Raw genomic sequence first — 17,750 nt, 5'->3', positions numbered from 1 at the left:
TCTACCGACCCGTCCCCGCATATACCGTCGCCGACTCTTCGCCGCCGAGACCGAACGCCTCGTGTAACGCCACGACGGCCTTGTCTAGTTCGGTGTCGCGGCACAGCACCGAGATCCGGATCTCGGAGGTGGAGATCAGCTCGATGTTGACGCCGACGGCGGCCAGCGCCTCGCAGAAGGTCGCGGTGACGCCGGGATGGCTGCGCATGCCCGCCCCGATCAGCGACACCTTGCCGATGTGGTCGTCGTAGAGCAGCTGGGTGAACCCGATCTCGTCACGCAGCGCGTCCAGCTTCTCCACCGCGGTGGGGCCGCTGTCGCGCGAACAGGTGAAGGTGATGTCGGTCTTGCCGTCCTCGACCTTGGACACGTTCTGCAGCACCATGTCGATGTTCACGTCGGCGTCGGCGACGGCCCGGAAGACCCGCGCGGCATAGCCGGGGATGTCGGGCAGGCCGACGATGGTCACCTTGGCCTCGCTGCGGTCGTGCGCGACGCCGGTCAGGATGGGGTCTTCCATACCTATGTCCTTGATCGATCCCTTAACGATGGTGCCGGGCTTGTCCGAATACGACGAGCGGACGTGCACCGGAATGTCGTAGCGGCGAGCGTATTCCACGCAGCGCAGCATCAGCACCTTGGCGCCGCACGCCGCCATCTCGAGCATCTCCTCGAACGTCACCGTGTCCAGCCTGCGGGCGTTGTGCACGATCCTCGGGTCCGCGCTGAAGATGCCGTCCACGTCGGTGTAGATCTCGCAGACGTCGGCGCCGAGCGCGGCGGCCAGGGCGACTGCTGTGGTGTCCGAACCCCCGCGGCCGAGCGTCGTGACGTCGCGCGTGTCCTGGCTGACCCCCTGGAAGCCGGCGACCAACACGATGCGGCCTTCGTCGAGCGCGGTGCGCAGCCGTCCCGGCGTCACCTCGATGATCTTCGCGTTGCCGTGGGTGCCGGTGGTGATCACACCGGCCTGCGAACCGGTGAACGAGCGGGCCTGCGCGCCGAGCGATTCGATCGCCATCGCCACCAGCGCGTTGGAGATGCGCTCACCGGCGGTCAGCAACATGTCGAGCTCCCGCGGCGGCGGGGCCGGGCAGACCTGCTGGGCCAGGTCCAACAGGTCGTCGGTGGTGTCGCCCATCGCCGAGACGACGACAACCACGTCGTTCCCCTGCCTCTTGGTCGCGACGATGCGCTCCGCGACACGGCGGATCCGGTCGGCGTCGGCCACCGAGGATCCGCCGTATTTCTGCACGACGAGCGCCACTGTTGTTCTTTCGGTCCGTGTATAGGTCCACAACAGAATACGTGTGACGGCGAATCGTTTTTGCCGCCGCCGACCCGTTTGGCGCTGATGAAGGGGCGCCCGCCCGTCCGCCGAGCGGACAGGGCGGGCGCCTTCGCGGGCACCTGGCGCGGTCAGGTGCTACGACGAGACCGCCTGGACCGCCCAGAAGTCGCTCGCCAGGTGCGCCCCGTTGATCGGCGAGCTGTCCGAGGCGTTCTTGGACCCGGTCAGATACTGGTAAGGCATGTAGAAGTAGCCATGGTCGCCCCACCCGGGCCCCCACGAGTTGCGAATAATCAAGTGGCCCTTGGGATCCGAGTAGCCGACCGCGAGAACGGCGTGGCCGCCGACGGTGGCCTCGCCCGGTTTAGGCATCGGCATCACGCCCGTTTGCGCGACGGACTGCGACTCGAAACTCTCATACACGGTAAACCCGAACACGACCGCCAGGTTCGAGGCGATGGCGTCCTTGAGCTGCCCCAACGTCTGGATCGCCTCGTACTGCACCGCCTTGTCTTTCTCCGCGGCGACGTAGCAGCGCTTCGGCGGCTTCACGGTGAACACGCCGATGTCGTAGGGCCACAGCGTCTCCGGGCATACGCCCTCGCGGTTGACCACCTTGATGCCGTCCCTGATCTGTGCGCCCGAGTCACTGGAAACGGTGCCTTCGAGCGCGCGTTCGTTGTAGTAGATGAACAACCGCGAAGGGACGAAGTCGGGCAAGCCCTGTCGATCCCGCTCGTACTCCATCGCGGCGGCGATGGCATTCCCGGTGCACGACCCAAGCTGGCCCTGGTCGTAGACCGCCGGCATCGACGGACGCAGGTCGTACTCGGGCGGCGCCAGCCCGTTGAGCCTGGCCGTGTATTGCTTGTCGCGGGCGTCCGGGAGCTGCGGGCGCCAGCCGAATCCGCGGACGTGGCTCCAGTCCTGCGGTGTCTCATGGCTTTTGACACGGCTGGCCTCTTGCAAAGTTGTCATCGAATCCTCCTGATCTGGGTGGTAGGTCGACCGTAGGGACGGGGATCCCAGGTTGGGATGCGTAGTGGGCTACCTCATTTGTCGAGCGGGGGATCGCAGCCGGGAACACAAGTAGTGCACTACGCGTGCCGCCGGACCGCTGACGTGATCTGCTCGGATCGAACTCGACCTACAGCGGAGGAGCGATGCGGAAGGCTGATGCCGCTTTGCGCAACCAGGCACTGCGCAGGGTGCACTCCGGACAGAAGGTCGCCACGGTTGCGGCCGACAGCGGCGTCAGCCGCTCGACGGTGTATCGGTGGAAACGCGAAAGTGATTGTGCGGCAACACTATCCGCGCCCACCCGGCGAGCGCCGAACAACGCGACCGCCTCGCCCGTCGAGGGGTATGTGGGAGACATCACCGGCCCCGGCATCACCGACAAATGGGGGGTGACCTGCACCGACCTGGGCGTTTGCGCAGTCGCTCCGAACGGCAAGCTGGTGTCTGTGTTCGGAGACACCTTCTCCGGCCTGGCCGTCGGGCAGGGCGACTGGCGCGCCCCCGTCGCCCTGATCGGCAGCGGGGACACGAACGACCAGATCCGCTACGAGAGCGCGGGCGGCGTGGACCCGGACTACGCCCAGCAATTGTGGCATTACATCCACGACGGGCCACCCTGGAAACAGGGCGGGATCAGCACCGTGATCCCGTCGGACGTGCTGGTCATAGGGCAGATGATGTACCTGCATGCCATCGTCAACCGGGGCTTCGGAAACGTGACCCGCACCGGGATCTGGGCTTCCACCGACAACGGCGTCACCTGGCGAGCGATGGGCGCCAAGGCCACCTTTTCCGCGTCGTTGTGCGATGGCTTTGCACAGCTGTGGTCGTGGGACTACGACCCCGACGACGGTTGGGTGTACATCGTCTCCACCGGCTTTCAGCGCGACAAGGGCATCATCCTGCGCCGCGTGCGCCCGGGCGATATCGGCAACAAGACCAAGTACTCCGGCTGGGGCTGGGCCGATAACCAATGGGCGTGGGGCAACCCGCCCACGCCGATCACACCCCCGGGCGAGACGTGGGGCGAGCTGACCTTACGCAGGCTCGACACCGGCATGTGGATCCTCGGCGGCTTCCTTTCCTCGGAGTACGCGCTGGGATACCGCACCATCGACGACCCCACCGCCAACCTCTACGAGGCGGAGATCCAAACGCCCGTCGTCGGGACGACCTGGGACGCGCAAGACCTGCCGAACAACCGGGTCGCCCAGCTGTACGGCGGATACGTTCTTCCCGGCTCGCGCCTGGACGTCCCGGGTGGCGTCGGGCTGGTGGTCTCCCAGTGGGACACGGAAACAGGCTGGCCCTACCGCGCGATGCAGTTCAGGGTGACGCTCAAGGACACGACAAAAGCGACGACGGCCCGCCGGGGACGAGCGGGCAGGTCCGGGCGGACCCCGCGACGGTGACGCCTCAATCACGGACCGCAGCGAGTTTTGGCGCCCGGCCCGCGCGCGGTAGAGTGCACAACGTGCAGCGGGTGCTCCTCCTCGGACGCCGCGACGGGGTCTGATCAAGACCGGCCTCCCGTCGCGGGAGTTCGCGATGCGCCGGTCTGAGTTTCCTTCTCATCCCCCGGAGCAACTACCGTGACCAATCCAGATTCGCCCGACGCCTATAAGTCGGCCCGCACCATCGTCAAACCCGCCGGCCCACCCGGACCCGAACAACCCGCCTGGAATCCGCAGCGCGGCTCGTCCATGCCGATCGGCCGGTATCGGCCCTTCGCCGAGGAAGTCGAGCCCATCCGAGTGGCCGACCGCACCTGGCCGGACCGGGTCACCACCCGCGCCCCGCTCTGGTGCGCAGTGGATCTGCGCGACGGCAACCAGGCGCTGATCGACCCGATGAGCCCGGCCCGAAAGCGCCGCATGTTCGACCTGCTGGTGCGGATGGGCTACAAGGAGATCGAGGTCGGGTTCCCGTCGGCCAGCCAGACCGACTTCGACTTCGTCCGCGAGATCATCAGCGACGGCGCCATTCCCGACGACGTCACGATCCAAGTGCTGACCCAGTGCCGGCCGGAGCTGATCGAGCGCACCTTCGTCGCGTGCGAGGGCGCGCCGCGGGCCATCGTGCACTTCTACAACTCGACGTCGATCCTGCAGCGCCGCGTGGTGTTTCGCGCCGACCGGGCCGCCGTGCAGGCCATCGCGACCGACGGCGCGCGCAAGTGCGTCGAGGAGGCCGCCAAGTACCCGGGCACACAGTGGCGTTTCGAGTACTCACCCGAGTCCTACACGGGCACGGAACTGGAGTACGCCAAGCAGGTGTGCGACGCCGTTGGCGAGATCATCGCGCCGACACCCGAGAACCCGATCATCTTCAACCTGCCCGCCACGGTGGAGATGGCCACGCCCAACGTGTACGCCGATTCGATCGAGTGGATGAGCCGCAACCTGGCCAACCGGGAGTCGGTCATCCTCAGCCTGCACCCGCACAACGACCGCGGAACCGCCGTCGCCGCAGCCGAATTGGGCTACCAGGCGGGTGCCGACCGAATCGAGGGCTGCCTGTTCGGCAACGGGGAGCGCACCGGCAACGTGTGCCTGGTGACCCTGGGGCTCAACCTGTTTTCCCGCGGCGTGGACCCGCAGATCGACTTCTCCAACATCGATGAGATCCGCCGCACCGTGGAGTACTGCAACCAGCTGCCGGTGCACGAGCGTCACCCCTACGGCGGCGACCTGGTCTACACCGCGTTTTCCGGCAGCCACCAGGACGCCATCAACAAGGGCCTCGACCAGATGAAGGTGGATGCGGATGCCGCCGACACCGACGTCGAGGACATGCTGTGGCAGGTTCCGTATCTGCCGATCGACCCCAAGGACGTCGGACGCACCTATGAGGCGGTGATCCGGGTCAATTCGCAGTCCGGCAAGGGAGGCGTGGCCTACATCATGAAGGCCGACCACGGTCTGGCGCTGCCGAGGCGGCTGCAGATCGAGTTCTCGCAGGTGATCCAGAAGATCGCCGAGGGCACGGGCGGCGAGGGTGGCGAGGTGTCACCCAAGGAGATGTGGGAGGCGTTCTCCGAGGAGTACCTGGCCCCGATCTGGCCGTTGGAGCGCATCAAGCAGCGGGTCGACGCCTCCGAGGAGGACGGCGGCACGACCACCATCACCACGACCGTCAAGGTCAACGGGGTGGAGACCGAGATCGTCGGCGTCGGCAACGGCCCGCTCGCGGCGTTCGTGCACGCACTGGGCACCGTCGGGTTCGACGTCGCCGTGCTGGACTACTCCGAGCACGCGATGAGTTCGGGGGACGACGCGCAGGCGGCGGCGTATGTGGAGGCTTCGGTGGCCGTGCCGATCGCGAGCGCGGCGAAGCCGGGCGAAGCGGGTCGGCACGCGTCCGGCGAGCGCAGGACCGTGTGGGGCGTCGGGATCGCGCCGTCGATCACTACCGCGTCGCTGCGGGCCGTGGTGTCGGCGGTCAACCGCGCGTCGCGGAATTAGGGCTCACGGTCAGCTCGCGCGGCCGTTGCGCCGAGCCGATACCCAGCGGCGAACGGCGGTTCGCGGCGGCCTCGGGAAATAGGGCACCAGGTGCCGGGTCCGTTCCGTGTCTTCGTTGAGATCGTGGAGCCGGGCGGTGAGCAAATCCGTCATCAGCAGATGGCCCTGGTCGGTGCCCTCCGGTGACAACACCCGCAGCGGCCTGCCGTCGGATTCGGCGAAAACGTTTGCGGCGTGCCGCAATGTGGCCTGGGCGCTTATCGTGCCGCCCGCCGGTGCGGCAGGCGGCCCCGAACGCGCCACCTCGGCGACCAGAAATGCCTCCAGCGGGTCGGTGGTGTAGTCGCGGGTCAGGTGCATGCCGCTGCGGGCGATCTTTTCGGTGAGCACCGAACGCGCCAGCAACAGAACGGAGATCACGTACGCGGTGACGGTAGCGATGATCACCGGAAGCATCGCGGGCCAAGCGCGGGTGAGCTCCAGGGTGAACATGATGGCCGTCAGCGGCGCCCGCATGATGCCGCACACCACGGCGGCCAGACCCAACATTGCCCAAAAGCCAGGGAACACGTGCGGCAGCCAGTGCCCGACAAAGGCCCCGAGTGCGCTACCGATCATGAACACGGGGGCGAACACCCCACCCGAAGTCCCCGAGCCGAGTGACAGGGCCCAAATTGCGGTCTTCACAACGAGAATGCCGACGATCAGCGACAGTCCGGCGTGCCCGGAGAGAAGTGAACCGATCACGTTGTAGCCCACTCCGAGGGCGCGCGGTTCGATCAACCCGCCGATGCCAATGATGAGACCACCAAGCGCCGGCCACCACATCCAATGGATAGGCACACGCGGAAAGACGCCCTCGGCCCAATAGACCAAGTGCGTCGCACCAAGAGCGACCGCGGCGCCGGCGATCCCAACCACGACCGCCAAAGCATCAATAGGCCAATGTATTTCGGCGTTCCAGGTAGTGACCGGAAATATCGGCGCGTGACCCAGGATCAACAGGCGCACCACTGTGGCCACGGCTACCGAGCCGGCGACGGGTACCAGACTGCGCGGCCGGAATTCGAACAGCAGCAACTCGACCGCCAGCAAGATGGATGCCAGCGGAGCGTTGAAGGTGGCCGCGATGCCCCCGGCGGCGCCGGAGGCGAGCAGAATCTTTCGCTCGTCCGCGGTCAGATGCAAGAACTGGGCGACTACCGAGCCCGTCGCGCCGCCCGTCATGACGATCGGGCCCTCAGCACCGAACGGGCCGCCGGTACCGATGCTGATGGCCGCCGAGATTGGTTTCAGGATGGCCACTTTGGGCTCGACACGGCTGCTACCGGTGAGGATCACCTCGATCGTCTCGGGCATGCCGTGGCCGCGAACCTGATCAGACCCGTACCGAGCCATCAGACCGATCACCAAACCACCTGCGATGGGGGCACCCAGGATCAGCCACCACGGATGCTGATTAGCGACGGGCGACACTAGGGCATCCGAGACTCGTTGATAAAAGACAAGATTGGTGACGAGCCCGATCAGCTGGAGCAGACACCACGCCACTCCCGCCGATAGTGCGCCGACGAACAGCGCGATGCCGGTGATCAGCAACACCCGCCGGTCGACGGCGAAATCGGCCAACGGTCCACTCACTGAAAGCTTTGTCCTCACTGCTGGCGTGGACGACGCCGCCATGCGGTCATCGCCCTTAGATCGGTCCCCGGACACCAAGCACAGGAGGCGTTTGCGGCCCCGCACCGGCCCGCTAATGCTAACCATTAGCCTCAGAGCAACACCTGGAGAGTTACCGGGTTCCAGCTGAGAGATTGCTGGAATTGACCCACGATCGAGCAGGCACCCGCGTGGCTAGACCGGGAAGTATGCGCGCAGCAGCCGGTCCACCAACTCGGCGGGGTCGCGGGCGCCGGGAAGCGTGAGACTGCTGAACGCGTAGCCGTTGAGCAGTCGGCTCAGCTCGTCCATCTGGTCCGGTGTCGGAGTGAAGCCCGCGGCCTCGAGGATCAGCGTTGCGGACTTCACCGCCGCGGCCTGCAGGTCCTTGAGGAAGGGCTGCAGCTCCGGTCGGCGCGTGCCCTCCATGAACAGCTCGAACCGCGCCAGCGTGTAGCGGCGGGCCTGCTCGTCGGGGTCGGACAGCATCCGCGTCAGCAGTGCCGTGATGCCGTCGCGGGTGAGCGACCCGATCGCGGCCTGCAAGGCCTCGACGCGCTGCCAATGCAGGTCGACGGTGCGCGCCGCCGTGGCTTCGAGCAGCGCCTGGCGCGTGCGGAAGTAGTTCGACGTCGTGCCCGCGGGCAGGCCCGCCCGCTCGTCGACCTGACGATGAGTTAGCCCCCCGACGCCGGTGTCGGCGAGGATGCCGATCGCGGCGTCGAGGAGCTGAGCGCGGCGCTCGGGATTGGGAGGCATCAGTCTTTGTAGCGCAGCCGCCAGAACATCGTCAGGAAGGCGGGATAGACCACGATCAACAGCAGGTAGCTGAACCACGGCCGAAACCACATGTACAGCGACAGGTCCTTGGTGACGTACGAGCACCAGATGTGCAGCGGGACGCTGCCGGCGATGTACACCAGCGACGCCGTGAAGAACGCCCGATGCGGCTTGTTGGCGAACCGCACCCGCCGCCACACCAGGACGCCGGTGAGGGCCGCATACGTCATCGGGACCAGCAGGATCCTGTCGGTCGTCAGGGTCATCGCGTATTTCAGCGTGAGGTCGTCGCCGAAGATGACCCGGTACAGGTGGATCAGCACACCGAGGGAGATGGTCAGCATCGCCGCTTGGCGAAAGAAATAACCGTGCCGACGGTAGAAGGCCCACCACGACTCGCGCTGTACTACATCTGTAGTGGTTGTCATGCCGCAACGGTACTACTACGGATGTAGTGATGCAACGGGTCGCTCAGAACAACGCGAGCTGCGGGTTCGTCGTGTTGATGTCGGTGAACTCCTCCATGCTGGTGCCCCGGGCGACGACGCCGACACAGTCCATGAACTGCGCGTCGGACACCACCGGCACCCCCAGCTGTCGGGCGTGATAGCCCTTACCCTGCTCGGGAGCGGCGTCGTTGCAGACCACCAGCGAGGTCTCCCCGTCCACGACGTCGCTGTAGGCCAGCCCGGCGTGCAGGATCCGCTCGACCAGCTCCTCGTGGGTGCGCGCCACCTCGGCGGCCAGCGCCACCCGCATGCCCTGGACCAGCGGCCGGCCAAGGACATACGGGCCCGGGTTGAGATACGGGCACGGCATCCGCGAGGCCAGCACCTTCAGCGGGCGCAGCTCGTCGTGGGTCACCCGCCCGTTGGGCCATTGGCGCCGGGTCACCGGACGCACCGGCAGCCAGACGTCGCGCTCGCGGGCCCGCTCGAGCGCCGACTCCAACACCCCGGTCAGCACCATCGCGTCGTCGAAGGCGTCGTGCGGCCGCTCCTGGACCACGCCCCAATGCGCCGCGAGCGTTTCCAGCCGCAGGTTGTCGACACCGAGGTCCAGCCGGCGCGCCAGCTCGACCGTGCACATGACGTTGTCGACGGGCAGTTCGGCCTCGGCGAGCTCCGCCTCGGCGGCCAGGAATGAGTAGTCGAAAGCGACGTTGTGCGCCACCAGCGTGCGGCCGCGCAGCACCTCGACGAGGTCGCCGACGATGTCGCCGAACTGCGGCTGGTCCTCCAGCATCGCGGGTGTGAGGCCGTGCACGTGGGTGGGCCCGGGGTCCACCCCGGGATTGAGCAGGCTGACCACGGACTGCTCGACCCGGCCGTTAGCGTCCAGACCCAGCGCGGCGATGCTGATGATCCGCGCCTGGCCCGGCCGAAACCCCGAGGTTTCGACGTCGATAACGGCCCAACCCCCGCCCGGCTCGCTGGCCGGCCGCCCCCAGGACACCCGGTTCATGAAGTGAGGATGGCACGCCGGACCGACATCACCTGGTCGTTCGGCCCTCGTGTCGCGATCGCCTACAGAAATCGATGCGGGTGGCCCGCAGCGCCCGGCGCACAGCGCCGCGCTTGCGATCGCCCTAAACCGATGAGGGCGACCCGCAGCGCCCGGCGCACAGCGCCGCGCTTGCGATCGCCCTAATAAACTGCGCGGGTGATCACCAGCCGTGCACGCCTGGCTCTCGCCGCGGGGGCGAGCGCGCGTTGGGCGTCGCGGGTCACCGGTCGCGGGGCCGGCGCGATGATCGGTGGGCTGGTCGCGATGACCCTGGACCGCTCGGTGCTGCGCCAGCTGGGCGCCGGGCGGCGCACCGTCGTCGTCACCGGCACCAACGGCAAGTCGACCACCACGCGGATGACGGCGGCCGCGCTCGGGACGCTGGGCCCGGTGGCCACCAACGCCGAGGGCGCCAACATGGATGCCGGCCTGGTGGCCGCGCTGGCCGCAGATCGGCGCGCCGGGCTTGCCGCCCTGGAAGTCGACGAAATGCACGTGCCGCACGTCTCCGATGCGGTGAAACCCAGCGTCATCGTGCTGCTCAACCTATCGCGTGACCAGCTGGACCGGGTGGGCGAGATCAACGTGATCGAACGCACGCTGCGGGCCGGCCTGGCCCGGCATCCGGACGCCGTCGTCGTCGCCAACTGCGACGACGTGCTGATGACCTCCGCGGCCTACGACAGCCCCAACGTGGTGTGGGTGGCCGCGGGCGGTGCATGGGCGAACGACTCGGTCAGCTGCCCGCGCAGCGGCGAGGTCATTGTCCGGGACAAAGGGCACTGGTACTCCACCGGCGCCGATTTCAAGCGGCCCAGCCCGCAGTGGTGGTTCGATGACGACACGCTGTACGGGCCCGACGGCCTGGCCCTGCCGATGCGGTTGGCGCTGCCGGGCACGGTGAACCGGGGCAACGCCGCGCAGGCCGTGGCCGCCGCCGTCGCCCTGGGCGCCGACCCGGTGCAAGCGGTGGCGGCGGTTTCCCAAGTCGACGAGGTCGCCGGGCGCTACCGCAGCGTCCGCGTGGGCGAGCACGAAGCGCGCATTCTCTTGGCCAAGAACCCAGCCGGCTGGCAGGAGGCGCTGTCGATGGTGGACAAGCACGCGGCCGGGGTCGTGATCGCGGTCAACGGCCAGGTGCCCGACGGCGAGGACCTCTCGTGGCTGTGGGACGTGCGGTTCGAGCATTTCGACGAGACGGCGGTCGTCGCCGCCGGCGAACGCGGCACCGACCTGGCGGTGCGCCTCGGGTACGCGGGCGTCGAGCACACGCTGGTCCACGACACCGTGGCGGCGATCGCGTCGTGCCCGCCCGGGCGCGTCGAGGTCGTCGCCAACTACACCGCCTTCCTGCAGCTGCAGCGAGCATTGGCGCGCCATGGCTGACTCGACTGTCCGGATCGGGCTGGTGCTGCCCGACGTGATGGGCACCTACGGCGACGGTGGCAACGCCCTGGTGCTGCGGCAACGCCTGCGGATGCGGGGGGTGGCCGCCGAGATCGTCGAGATCACGCTGGCCGACCCGGTGCCGGAGTCGCTGGACCTGTACACGCTGGGCGGCGCCGAGGACTACGCGCAGCGGCTGGCCACCAAGCACCTGATCAAGCACCCTGGCCTGCAGCGCGCGGCGGAGCGGGGCGCCCCTGTGCTGGCAATCTGCGCGGCCATCCAGGTGCTCGGGCACTGGTACGAGACGTCGGCCGGGGAACGAGTCGACGGTGTCGGCATGCTGGACCTGACCACCTCGCCGCAGGACCGGCGCACCATCGGCGAACTGGTGAGCGAGCCGCTGCCGGCCGGGTTGACGCAACCACTGACTGGGTTCGAAAACCATAGGGGCGGAACGGTTTTGGGGCCAGCCGCGTCGCCGCTGGGCGCGGTGGTCAAGGGCGCGGGCAACCGGGCCGGCGACAGCTTCGACGGCGCGGTGCAGGGCAGCGTCGTCGCGACCTACATGCACGGGCCGTGCCTGGCCCGCAACCCGGAGCTGGCCGACCTGCTGCTCGGCAAGGTAGTGGGCGAGCTGGCGCCGCTACAGCTGCCCGAGGTCGACCTGCTGCGCCGGGAGCGGCTGGCGGCCCGCTAGCCCTCCGACCTGCGCTCCAAGAATCCTTCAAGGATCCCCCTAGGGCCGCCGCCCAGCCTTTTCTCGAGTCCCCCACCGAGAAAGGGAACCCATGAGCAACACGAGAACCCGGCTCACCGATGCGGCGCGCATTGTCGGTCTCGCGGCCGTGCTGAGCGCGGCCGCCGGCTCGATGGTCGCGTTCGCGGGGACGGCCGATGCGGCCCCCGCCCCCACCCTTGAGGGCATGCACGGCGACCCGGCCGCCGCCGCGCCCTACTGGCGCTACCAGCAGCAAAACCTCGATTGCGGCGAGATGGCCGTCGCCGACGTGGTCGGCCAGATCACCGGCCGCGAACCCTCCGAGGACGAGATCACCGGCGTGGCCGCAAACACCCCGAGCGTGAGCCACCCCGGACCCATCTACAAGCCCGGCGCCAAGACCAAGAACTCGGACCTGCCGGTGCTGCTGGCGCACTACGGCATCGCGTCCGACGCCGTGCACACCAACATCGGCGTCCTTGAGCAGGACCTTGACCAGGGACGCAAGGTGATCGTCGGGCTCAACGACCGGATCATCTGGAACTCGGGCGGCGACCGCTCCCAGGAAAACCACTTCGTCGTCGTCACCGGCATCGACACCAAGACCAACCTGGTGCACCTCAACGACAGCGGCGCCGCGGCGGGCCGCGACGAACAGGTTTCCATCGCCACCTTCGAGGCGGCGTGGAACACCAGCGACAACTTCGCCGTCGTGACCAGGTAATCGGCGGATTTGATACCGAATGCGATATCAAATTCGGCGGTCGCCTATCCCCCGGAAAGCTCCGGCCGCAAGGGCCGTACGTGTCAGACCATCGCCCGGCGGCCGGTGAGCGCGCGGCCCAGCGTCAGCTCGTCGGCGAACTCCAGGTCGCCGCCCATCGGCAGTCCCGACGCGATCCGCGTTACCGTCAGGCCGGGGATGTCGCGCAGCATCCGAACCAGGTAGGTGGCGGTCGCCTCCCCCTCGGTGTTGGGGTCGGTGGCGATGATCACCTCGGTGATGTCGACGTCGTCGACGCGCTCACCGATGCGGCTCAGCAGCTCGCGGATGCGCAGCTGGTCGGGGCCCACCCCGGACAACGGATCAAGCGCGCCGCCGAGCACGTGGTAGCGGCCGCGGAATTCGCGGGTGCGCTCGACGGCCTGAATGTCCTTGGGCTCCTCGACGACGCACACCAGTGAGCCGTCCCGGCGGGGATCGGAACAAATTCTGCACCGCTCGTCGTCGGAGACGTTGCCGCACACCGCGCAGAACCGCACACCGTCGCGGACCTTCGCCAGCACCGCGGTCAGCCGGTCGATGTCGTGCGGCTCGACCGACAACAGGTGAAACGCGATGCGCTGCGCGCTCTTCGGCCCGATGCCCGGCAGCTTGCCCAGCTCGTCGATCAGGTCCTGGACGGGTCCCTCAAACATGTCGGGATAACGTCACAGCCCCGGCAGTTGGGTGGGAGGCGCCGGGGGTTTGGCCGGCGGGGCGCCCATGGCCCCGGCCAGCGCGCCCAACCGCTCCTGCGCCATCTTGGTGACCTGCGCCGACGCGTCGCCCATGGCGCCGACGATCAAATCCTGCAGGGTCTCGACATCCGCGGGATCGACGACCTTGGGGTCGATCTGCACGCCGACCACCTCGCCGCTGCCTTTGACGGTCACCTTGACCAAACCCCCGCCGGCCTCACCGTGCACCTCGGAGTTGGCGAGCTGTTGCTGGGCTTCCAATAGCTTTTGCTGCATCTGCTGCGCCTGGGCGAGCAGTTGCGACATGTCGCCTCCGGGTTGCATGACAATCCCCTCGCATCTTGGTCTCGAGTTGGTTTCGCCTGTGGGTGTCGGGCGATTCGGAACACCCAGCGTAGACCGCGCGACGTTACCTTTGCGCGGTGGACCTACGACTGAGCAGGCGTGTCGGAATCAAACTGGTGGTCGGCGCGCTGGTTGCCGCGTCGACGGTGATCATGCCGACGGCGACGGCAGTCCCGTCCAACATCGCCGGGATGGTCGTTTTCATCGACCCCGGCCACAACGGCTCGAACGACGCGTCGATCGGGCGGCAGGTGCCCACCGGGCGCGGCGGCACGAAGGACTGCCAGACCAGCGGGACGTCGACCAATAGCGGCTATATGGAGCACACGTTCACCTGGGACACCGCGCTGCGCGTCCGCGCCGAGTTGAACGCCCTGGGCGTGCGGACCGCCATGTCGCGCGGCGACGACACCGGGCTGGGGCCGTGCGTCGACGCGCGCGCCGCGGCGGCCAACGCATTGCACCCCAACGCGATCCTGAGCATCCACGCCGACGGCGGTCCGCCGTCCGGGCGCGGCTTTCACGTCAACTACTCGGCCCCGCCGCTGAACCAGGCGCAGGCCGGTCCGTCGGTGCAGTACGCCCGAATCATGCGCGACCAGTTGCAGGCCTCGGGCATTCCGCCCGCCAACTACATCGGCCAGGACGGCTTGTACGGGCGTTCGGACCTCGCCGGCCTGAACCTGGCGCAGTACCCATCGATCCTCGTCGAGTGCGGCAACATGAAGAATCCGGTGGATTCGGCGCTGATGGAGTCCGCCGACGGCCGCCAAAAATACGCCGATGCGCTGGTTCGCGGCGTCGCGGGCTTCCTCGCCACCCAGGGCCAGGCGCGCTAGCTTTCCAGTTCGTTCTTCAGGTTCGTCAACACCTCGGACTGAATCCTCTTCAGCCCCAACGGCGCAAAGGTTTTCTCGAAGAAGCCCTTGACGCCGCCCGCACCGGTCCAGGTGGTCTTCACCGTGACGCTGGATCCCGGTCCGGCCGGTGCGACCGTCCAGTTGATGATCATGGACGAGTTCGCATCCTTCTCGATGACGGTGTGGCCGGCCACGTCGACGTCCACCTGCACGTCGCGCACTCGCGACTTGGTGGCCTGCAGCTTCCACTTGGCGACGGTGCCCGCACCCTGGCCGCCCTGTAGCACCTGGTACTCGCTGTACTGCGGGGACAGGATTTTCGGACGCACCTTCTGGTAGTCCGCCACCGCGGCAAGTGTGGCCTCGGGCCCGACGTTGATCAAGATCGTGCTGGCTGCGCTCACCTGGCCCATCAGGCCCGACTCCTCTTGCTAATCGCGCCCGCGTCTGGTGCACGGGCTGTTTTCGAAGACTAGGGTATATGTGGTGCCAGTCCCTGGATCTGCACTGTCGGCTCACGCAGCGGGCGTCGATCGGTTGATGGCGAGTTATCGATCCATCCCGACGACCTCCGCCGTCCGGCTCGCCAAGCCCACCTCAAACCTGTTCCGCGCCCGCACCAAACGCGATTCACGCGGCCTGGACACCTCCGGTTTGACCGGCGTTCTCTCTGTAGATTCCGAATCCCGCACTGCCGATGTCGCCGGCATGTGCACATACGAGGATCTGGTGGCCGCGACCCTGCCGTATGGCCTTTCGCCACTGGTGGTTCCGCAATTGAAGACCATCACCCTCGGCGGCGCGGTCAGCGGCCTGGGCATCGAGTCGGCGTCGTTTCGCAACGGCCTGCCGCACGAGTCGGTGCTCGAGATGGACATCCTCACCGGCGCCGGTGAGTTGCTCACCACGTCGCGCACCCAGCATCACGACCTGTTCCGCGCCTTCCCGAATTCCTATGGGACGCTGGGCTATTCGACAAGGATTCGGATCGAGCTGGAACCCGTCGCGCCGTTCGTGGCGCTGCGGCACGTCCGATTCCGCTCGCTGCCCGAGCTGGTCGCGGCGATGGAACGCATCATCGACACCGGTGGTCAGGGCGGCACGCCGGTGGACTACTTGGACGGCGTGGTGTTCAGCGCCGACGAAAGCTACCTGTGCGTGGGCCGGCGGACCGGCACGCCGGGCCCGGTCAGCGACTACACCGGGAAAAACATTTACTACCAATCGATTCGGCACGATTCGCCCGGGGTGGAAGCCACCAAGGACGATCGGCTGACGATCCACGACTACCTGTGGCGCTGGGACACGGACTGGTTTTGGTGCTCACGAGCGTTCGGCGTGCAGAACCCGCGGGTGCGCCGCTGGTGGCCGCGCCGTTACCGGCGCAGCAGCGTGTACTCGAAACTCATCGCCCTGGACCAGCGTTTCGGCATCGCCGACCGGATCGAGAAGCGCCACGGACGTCCGCCGCGCGAACGCGTGGTCCAGGACGTCGAGGTGCCGGTTGAACGCACATGCGAGTTCTTGGAGTGGTTCCTGGACAACGTGCCCATCACCCCGATCTGGTTGTGCCCCCTGCGACTGCGCGATCACGAGGGTTGGCCGCTGTATCCGATGCGACCGGATCACACATACGTCAATATTGGGTTCTGGTCCTCGGTACCGGCGGCCGGGGGAAGCGCAGCGGGGGTGACGAATCGTGCCATCGAGGCCAAGGTCAGCGAGCTCGATGGCCACAAGTCGCTGTACTCCGACTCGTTCTACACCCGCGAGGAGTTTGACGAACTCTATGGCGGGGAGACATACAAAACCGTGAAAAAGACCTACGACCCCGACTCGCGTCTTTTGGACCTGTACGCAAAGGCGGTGCAACGGCGATGACGACAACCAAAGAGCCCCGCCACACCACTACGGGCAAGCTCAGCATGGCCGAGATTCTGGAGATCTTCGCCGCGACCGGGCGCCACCCACTGAAGTTCACCGCGTACGACGGCAGCACCGCCGGCAGCGAGGATGCCGAGCTGGGCCTGGACCTCTGTTCGCCTCGCGGCGCCACCTACCTGGCCACGGCCCCCGGTGAACTCGGCCTCGCCCGCGCCTACGTCTCGGGTGACCTGCAGACGTACGGCGTGCATCCCGGCGATCCGTACCCGCTACTCAAGGCGCTGACCGACCGGGTCGACTTCAAGCGGCCGTCGGCGCGGGTGCTCGCCAACGTCGTCCGGTCCATGGGCCTCGAGCACTTGCTGCCCGTCGCCCCACCGCCGGAGGAGGCGCCGCCGCGGTGGCGGCGCGTGGCCGCCGGTGTCATGCACAGCAAGACCCGTGACGCCGAGGCCATCCATCACCACTACGACGTCTCGAACACCTTCTACGAATGGGTGCTCGGCCCGTCGATGACCTACACCTGCGCGGTCTATCCGCACGCCGACGCGACGCTGGAAGAGGCCCAGGACAACAAGTACCGGCTGATCTTCGAGAAGCTGCGGCTGCAGCCGGGCGACCGGCTGCTCGACGTCGGCTGCGGCTGGGGTGGCATGGTGCGCTACGCGGCGCGACGCGGCGTCCGCACGATCGGCGCCACCTTGTCGGCCGAGCAGGCCAAGTGGGCGTGCCAGGCGATTGAGGACGCGGGCCTGGCGGACCTCGCCGAGGTGCGCCATTCCGACTACCGCGACGTCGACGAGGCGGGATTCGACGCCGTCTCCTCCATCGGCCTGACCGAGCACATCGGCGTCAAGAACTACCCCGCGTACTTCGGCTTCCTGAAGTCCAAGCTGCGCACCGGCGGGCTGCTGCTCAATCACTGCATCACCCGGCACGACAACAAGTCGACCTCGTTCGCCGGCGGGTTCACCGACCGCTACGTGTTCCCGGACGGCGAGCTGACCGGCTCGGGCCGCATCGTCACCGAGATCCAGGACGCCGGTTTCGAGGTGTTGCACGAGGAGAACTTCCGGCATCACTACGCGATGACGCTGCGCGACTGGTGCCGCAACCTCGTCGAACACTGGGACGAAGGAGTCGCCGAGGTCGGGTTGGCGACGGCGAAGGTGTGGGGCTTGTACATGGCGGCCTCACGAGTTGCCTTCGAGCAGAACAACCTTCAGCTGCACCACGTGCTGGCGGCCAACGTCGACGCCCGCGGCGACGACGACCTGCCGCTGCGGCCGTGGTGGACGCCTTAGCTTCGGCCTAGCCGAGGGTGGCGACCCGTTGCGCCCGGTCCCCCGCAAGCGGGAGGTGCCCCCAACGCG

The 17,750-nt window shown here is 67.5% G+C and carries 17 protein-coding genes; 8 read left to right on the top strand and 9 right to left on the bottom strand.

Annotated elements, in window-relative coordinates; all coding sequences use genetic code 11:
- Nucleotide 1: 1 nt before the first annotated feature.
- Both A5706_RS17495 and A5706_RS17490 read right to left on the bottom strand, forming a co-directional pair.
- Nucleotides 2–1,267 (bottom strand): aspartate kinase, encoded by a 1,266-nt coding sequence (locus tag A5706_RS17495; protein ID WP_068107073.1) that lies wholly within the window; start codon nucleotides 1,265–1,267, stop codon nucleotides 2–4.
- Nucleotides 1,268–1,426: 159 nt separating this feature from the next.
- On the bottom strand, nucleotides 1,427–2,269 hold the full coding sequence (locus tag A5706_RS17490; RefSeq protein WP_082964460.1) for a C1 family peptidase: 843 nt from the start codon (nucleotides 2,267–2,269) through the stop codon (nucleotides 1,427–1,429).
- 185 nt (nucleotides 2,270–2,454) lie between these two features.
- Here A5706_RS17490 and A5706_RS17485 point away from each other — a divergent pair, with 185 nt between their 5' ends.
- Complete coding sequence (locus A5706_RS17485; protein ID WP_082964459.1) at nucleotides 2,455–3,723, top strand: DUF4185 domain-containing protein; 1,269 nt, start codon at nucleotides 2,455–2,457, stop codon at nucleotides 3,721–3,723.
- Nucleotides 3,724–3,903: 180 nt separating this feature from the next.
- Nucleotides 3,904–5,775 (top strand): 2-isopropylmalate synthase, encoded by a 1,872-nt coding sequence (gene leuA, locus A5706_RS17480; RefSeq protein WP_068132878.1) that lies wholly within the window; start codon nucleotides 3,904–3,906, stop codon nucleotides 5,773–5,775.
- A 9-nt stretch (nucleotides 5,776–5,784) separates the two neighbouring features.
- Here the strand turns inward: leuA and A5706_RS17475 are convergent, their stop codons facing one another.
- From A5706_RS17475 to A5706_RS17460, 4 genes are all read right to left on the bottom strand, one after another.
- Nucleotides 5,785–7,416, bottom strand: coding sequence for a chloride channel protein (locus A5706_RS17475; protein ID WP_231985339.1), 1,632 nt, complete (start codon nucleotides 7,414–7,416; stop codon nucleotides 5,785–5,787).
- Between the two features lie 213 nt (nucleotides 7,417–7,629).
- On the bottom strand, nucleotides 7,630–8,193 hold the full coding sequence (locus A5706_RS17470) for a TetR/AcrR family transcriptional regulator (protein WP_068132873.1): 564 nt from the start codon (nucleotides 8,191–8,193) through the stop codon (nucleotides 7,630–7,632).
- Nucleotides 8,193–8,642 carry a hypothetical protein gene (locus tag A5706_RS17465; protein WP_068132869.1) on the bottom strand — a complete coding sequence of 150 codons (450 nt, stop codon included), beginning with the start codon at nucleotides 8,640–8,642 and terminating at the stop codon, nucleotides 8,193–8,195. Before A5706_RS17465 ends, A5706_RS17470 begins: the two co-directional genes overlap by 1 nt.
- A gap of 43 nt (nucleotides 8,643–8,685) precedes the next feature.
- On the bottom strand, nucleotides 8,686–9,678 hold the full coding sequence (locus A5706_RS17460; protein ID WP_068107066.1) for a DEDDh family exonuclease: 993 nt from the start codon (nucleotides 9,676–9,678) through the stop codon (nucleotides 8,686–8,688).
- 198 nt (nucleotides 9,679–9,876) lie between these two features.
- Between A5706_RS17460 and A5706_RS17455 the strand changes: the two genes are divergently transcribed.
- From A5706_RS17455 to A5706_RS17445, 3 genes are all read left to right on the top strand, one after another.
- Entirely contained in the window at nucleotides 9,877–11,106 is a 1,230-nt protein-coding gene (locus A5706_RS17455) for a Mur ligase family protein (protein WP_068132866.1), read from the top strand.
- Nucleotides 11,099–11,806, top strand: a complete 708-nt coding sequence (locus A5706_RS17450) for a type 1 glutamine amidotransferase (RefSeq protein ID WP_068132860.1) — start codon at nucleotides 11,099–11,101, stop codon at nucleotides 11,804–11,806. The genes A5706_RS17455 and A5706_RS17450 overlap by 8 nt, the downstream gene beginning before the upstream one ends.
- Nucleotides 11,807–11,897: 91 nt before the next feature.
- Entirely contained in the window at nucleotides 11,898–12,551 is a 654-nt protein-coding gene (locus A5706_RS17445; protein ID WP_068132857.1) for a C39 family peptidase, read from the top strand.
- An 83-nt stretch (nucleotides 12,552–12,634) separates the two neighbouring features.
- Here the strand turns inward: A5706_RS17445 and recR are convergent, their stop codons facing one another.
- Together recR and A5706_RS17435 are read right to left on the bottom strand one after the other, a co-directional pair.
- Nucleotides 12,635–13,246 carry a recombination mediator RecR gene (gene recR, locus A5706_RS17440; RefSeq protein WP_068132854.1) on the bottom strand — a complete coding sequence of 204 codons (612 nt, stop codon included), beginning with the start codon at nucleotides 13,244–13,246 and terminating at the stop codon, nucleotides 12,635–12,637.
- Nucleotides 13,247–13,258: 12 nt separating this feature from the next.
- Nucleotides 13,259–13,612, bottom strand: a complete 354-nt coding sequence (locus A5706_RS17435) for a YbaB/EbfC family nucleoid-associated protein (protein ID WP_068132853.1) — start codon at nucleotides 13,610–13,612, stop codon at nucleotides 13,259–13,261.
- Between the two features lie 98 nt (nucleotides 13,613–13,710).
- On the opposite strand from A5706_RS17435, the gene A5706_RS17430 reads away from it, so the two are divergent.
- On the top strand, nucleotides 13,711–14,472 hold the full coding sequence (locus A5706_RS17430; protein WP_197517869.1) for an Rv3717 family N-acetylmuramoyl-L-alanine amidase: 762 nt from the start codon (nucleotides 13,711–13,713) through the stop codon (nucleotides 14,470–14,472).
- Here A5706_RS17430 and A5706_RS17425 read toward each other — a convergent pair.
- Nucleotides 14,469–14,906 carry an SRPBCC family protein gene (locus A5706_RS17425; protein WP_068132850.1) on the bottom strand — a complete coding sequence of 146 codons (438 nt, stop codon included), beginning with the start codon at nucleotides 14,904–14,906 and terminating at the stop codon, nucleotides 14,469–14,471. The genes A5706_RS17430 and A5706_RS17425 overlap by 4 nt on opposite strands.
- A gap of 70 nt (nucleotides 14,907–14,976) precedes the next feature.
- Between A5706_RS17425 and A5706_RS17420 the strand changes: the two genes are divergently transcribed.
- Nucleotides 14,977–16,374, top strand: a complete 1,398-nt coding sequence (locus A5706_RS17420) for an FAD-binding oxidoreductase (protein ID WP_068132848.1) — start codon at nucleotides 14,977–14,979, stop codon at nucleotides 16,372–16,374.
- A complete protein-coding gene (locus A5706_RS17415; protein ID WP_197517868.1) occupies nucleotides 16,371–17,681 on the top strand; it encodes a class I SAM-dependent methyltransferase in 1,311 nt (436 codons plus the stop codon). Before A5706_RS17420 ends, A5706_RS17415 begins: the two co-directional genes overlap by 4 nt.
- The last annotated feature ends 69 nt before the right edge of the window (nucleotides 17,682–17,750 follow it).

It is taken from the genome of Mycobacterium sp. E796 (genome assembly GCF_001672815.1).
GTDB lineage: Bacteria > Actinomycetota > Actinomycetes > Mycobacteriales > Mycobacteriaceae > Mycobacterium.
Note: the sequence above shows the minus strand (reverse complement) of the source record. Positions and strands in the feature narration are given on the sequence as shown.

Excerpts from the sequence above, each read along its gene's own strand:
- A5706_RS17490 (WP_082964460.1), bottom strand. The coding sequence starts at position 2,269 with ATGACAACTTTGCAAGAGGCCAGCCGTGTCAAAAGCCATGAGACACCG.
- A5706_RS17485 (WP_082964459.1), top strand. The coding sequence starts at position 2,455 with ATGCGGAAGGCTGATGCCGCTTTGCGCAACCAGGCACTGCGCAGGGTG.
- A5706_RS17470 (WP_068132873.1), bottom strand. The coding sequence starts at position 8,193 with ATGCCTCCCAATCCCGAGCGCCGCGCTCAGCTCCTCGACGCCGCGATC.
- A5706_RS17465 (WP_068132869.1), bottom strand. The coding sequence starts at position 8,642 with ATGACAACCACTACAGATGTAGTACAGCGCGAGTCGTGGTGGGCCTTC.
- A5706_RS17460 (WP_068107066.1), bottom strand. The coding sequence starts at position 9,678 with ATGAACCGGGTGTCCTGGGGGCGGCCGGCCAGCGAGCCGGGCGGGGGT.
- A5706_RS17450 (WP_068132860.1), top strand. The coding sequence starts at position 11,099 with ATGGCTGACTCGACTGTCCGGATCGGGCTGGTGCTGCCCGACGTGATG.
- A5706_RS17445 (WP_068132857.1), top strand. The coding sequence starts at position 11,898 with ATGAGCAACACGAGAACCCGGCTCACCGATGCGGCGCGCATTGTCGGT.
- recR (WP_068132854.1), bottom strand. The coding sequence starts at position 13,246 with ATGTTTGAGGGACCCGTCCAGGACCTGATCGACGAGCTGGGCAAGCTG.
- A5706_RS17435 (WP_068132853.1), bottom strand. The coding sequence starts at position 13,612 with ATGCAACCCGGAGGCGACATGTCGCAACTGCTCGCCCAGGCGCAGCAG.
- A5706_RS17425 (WP_068132850.1), bottom strand. The coding sequence starts at position 14,906 with ATGGGCCAGGTGAGCGCAGCCAGCACGATCTTGATCAACGTCGGGCCC.
- A5706_RS17415 (WP_197517868.1), top strand. The coding sequence starts at position 16,371 with ATGACGACAACCAAAGAGCCCCGCCACACCACTACGGGCAAGCTCAGC.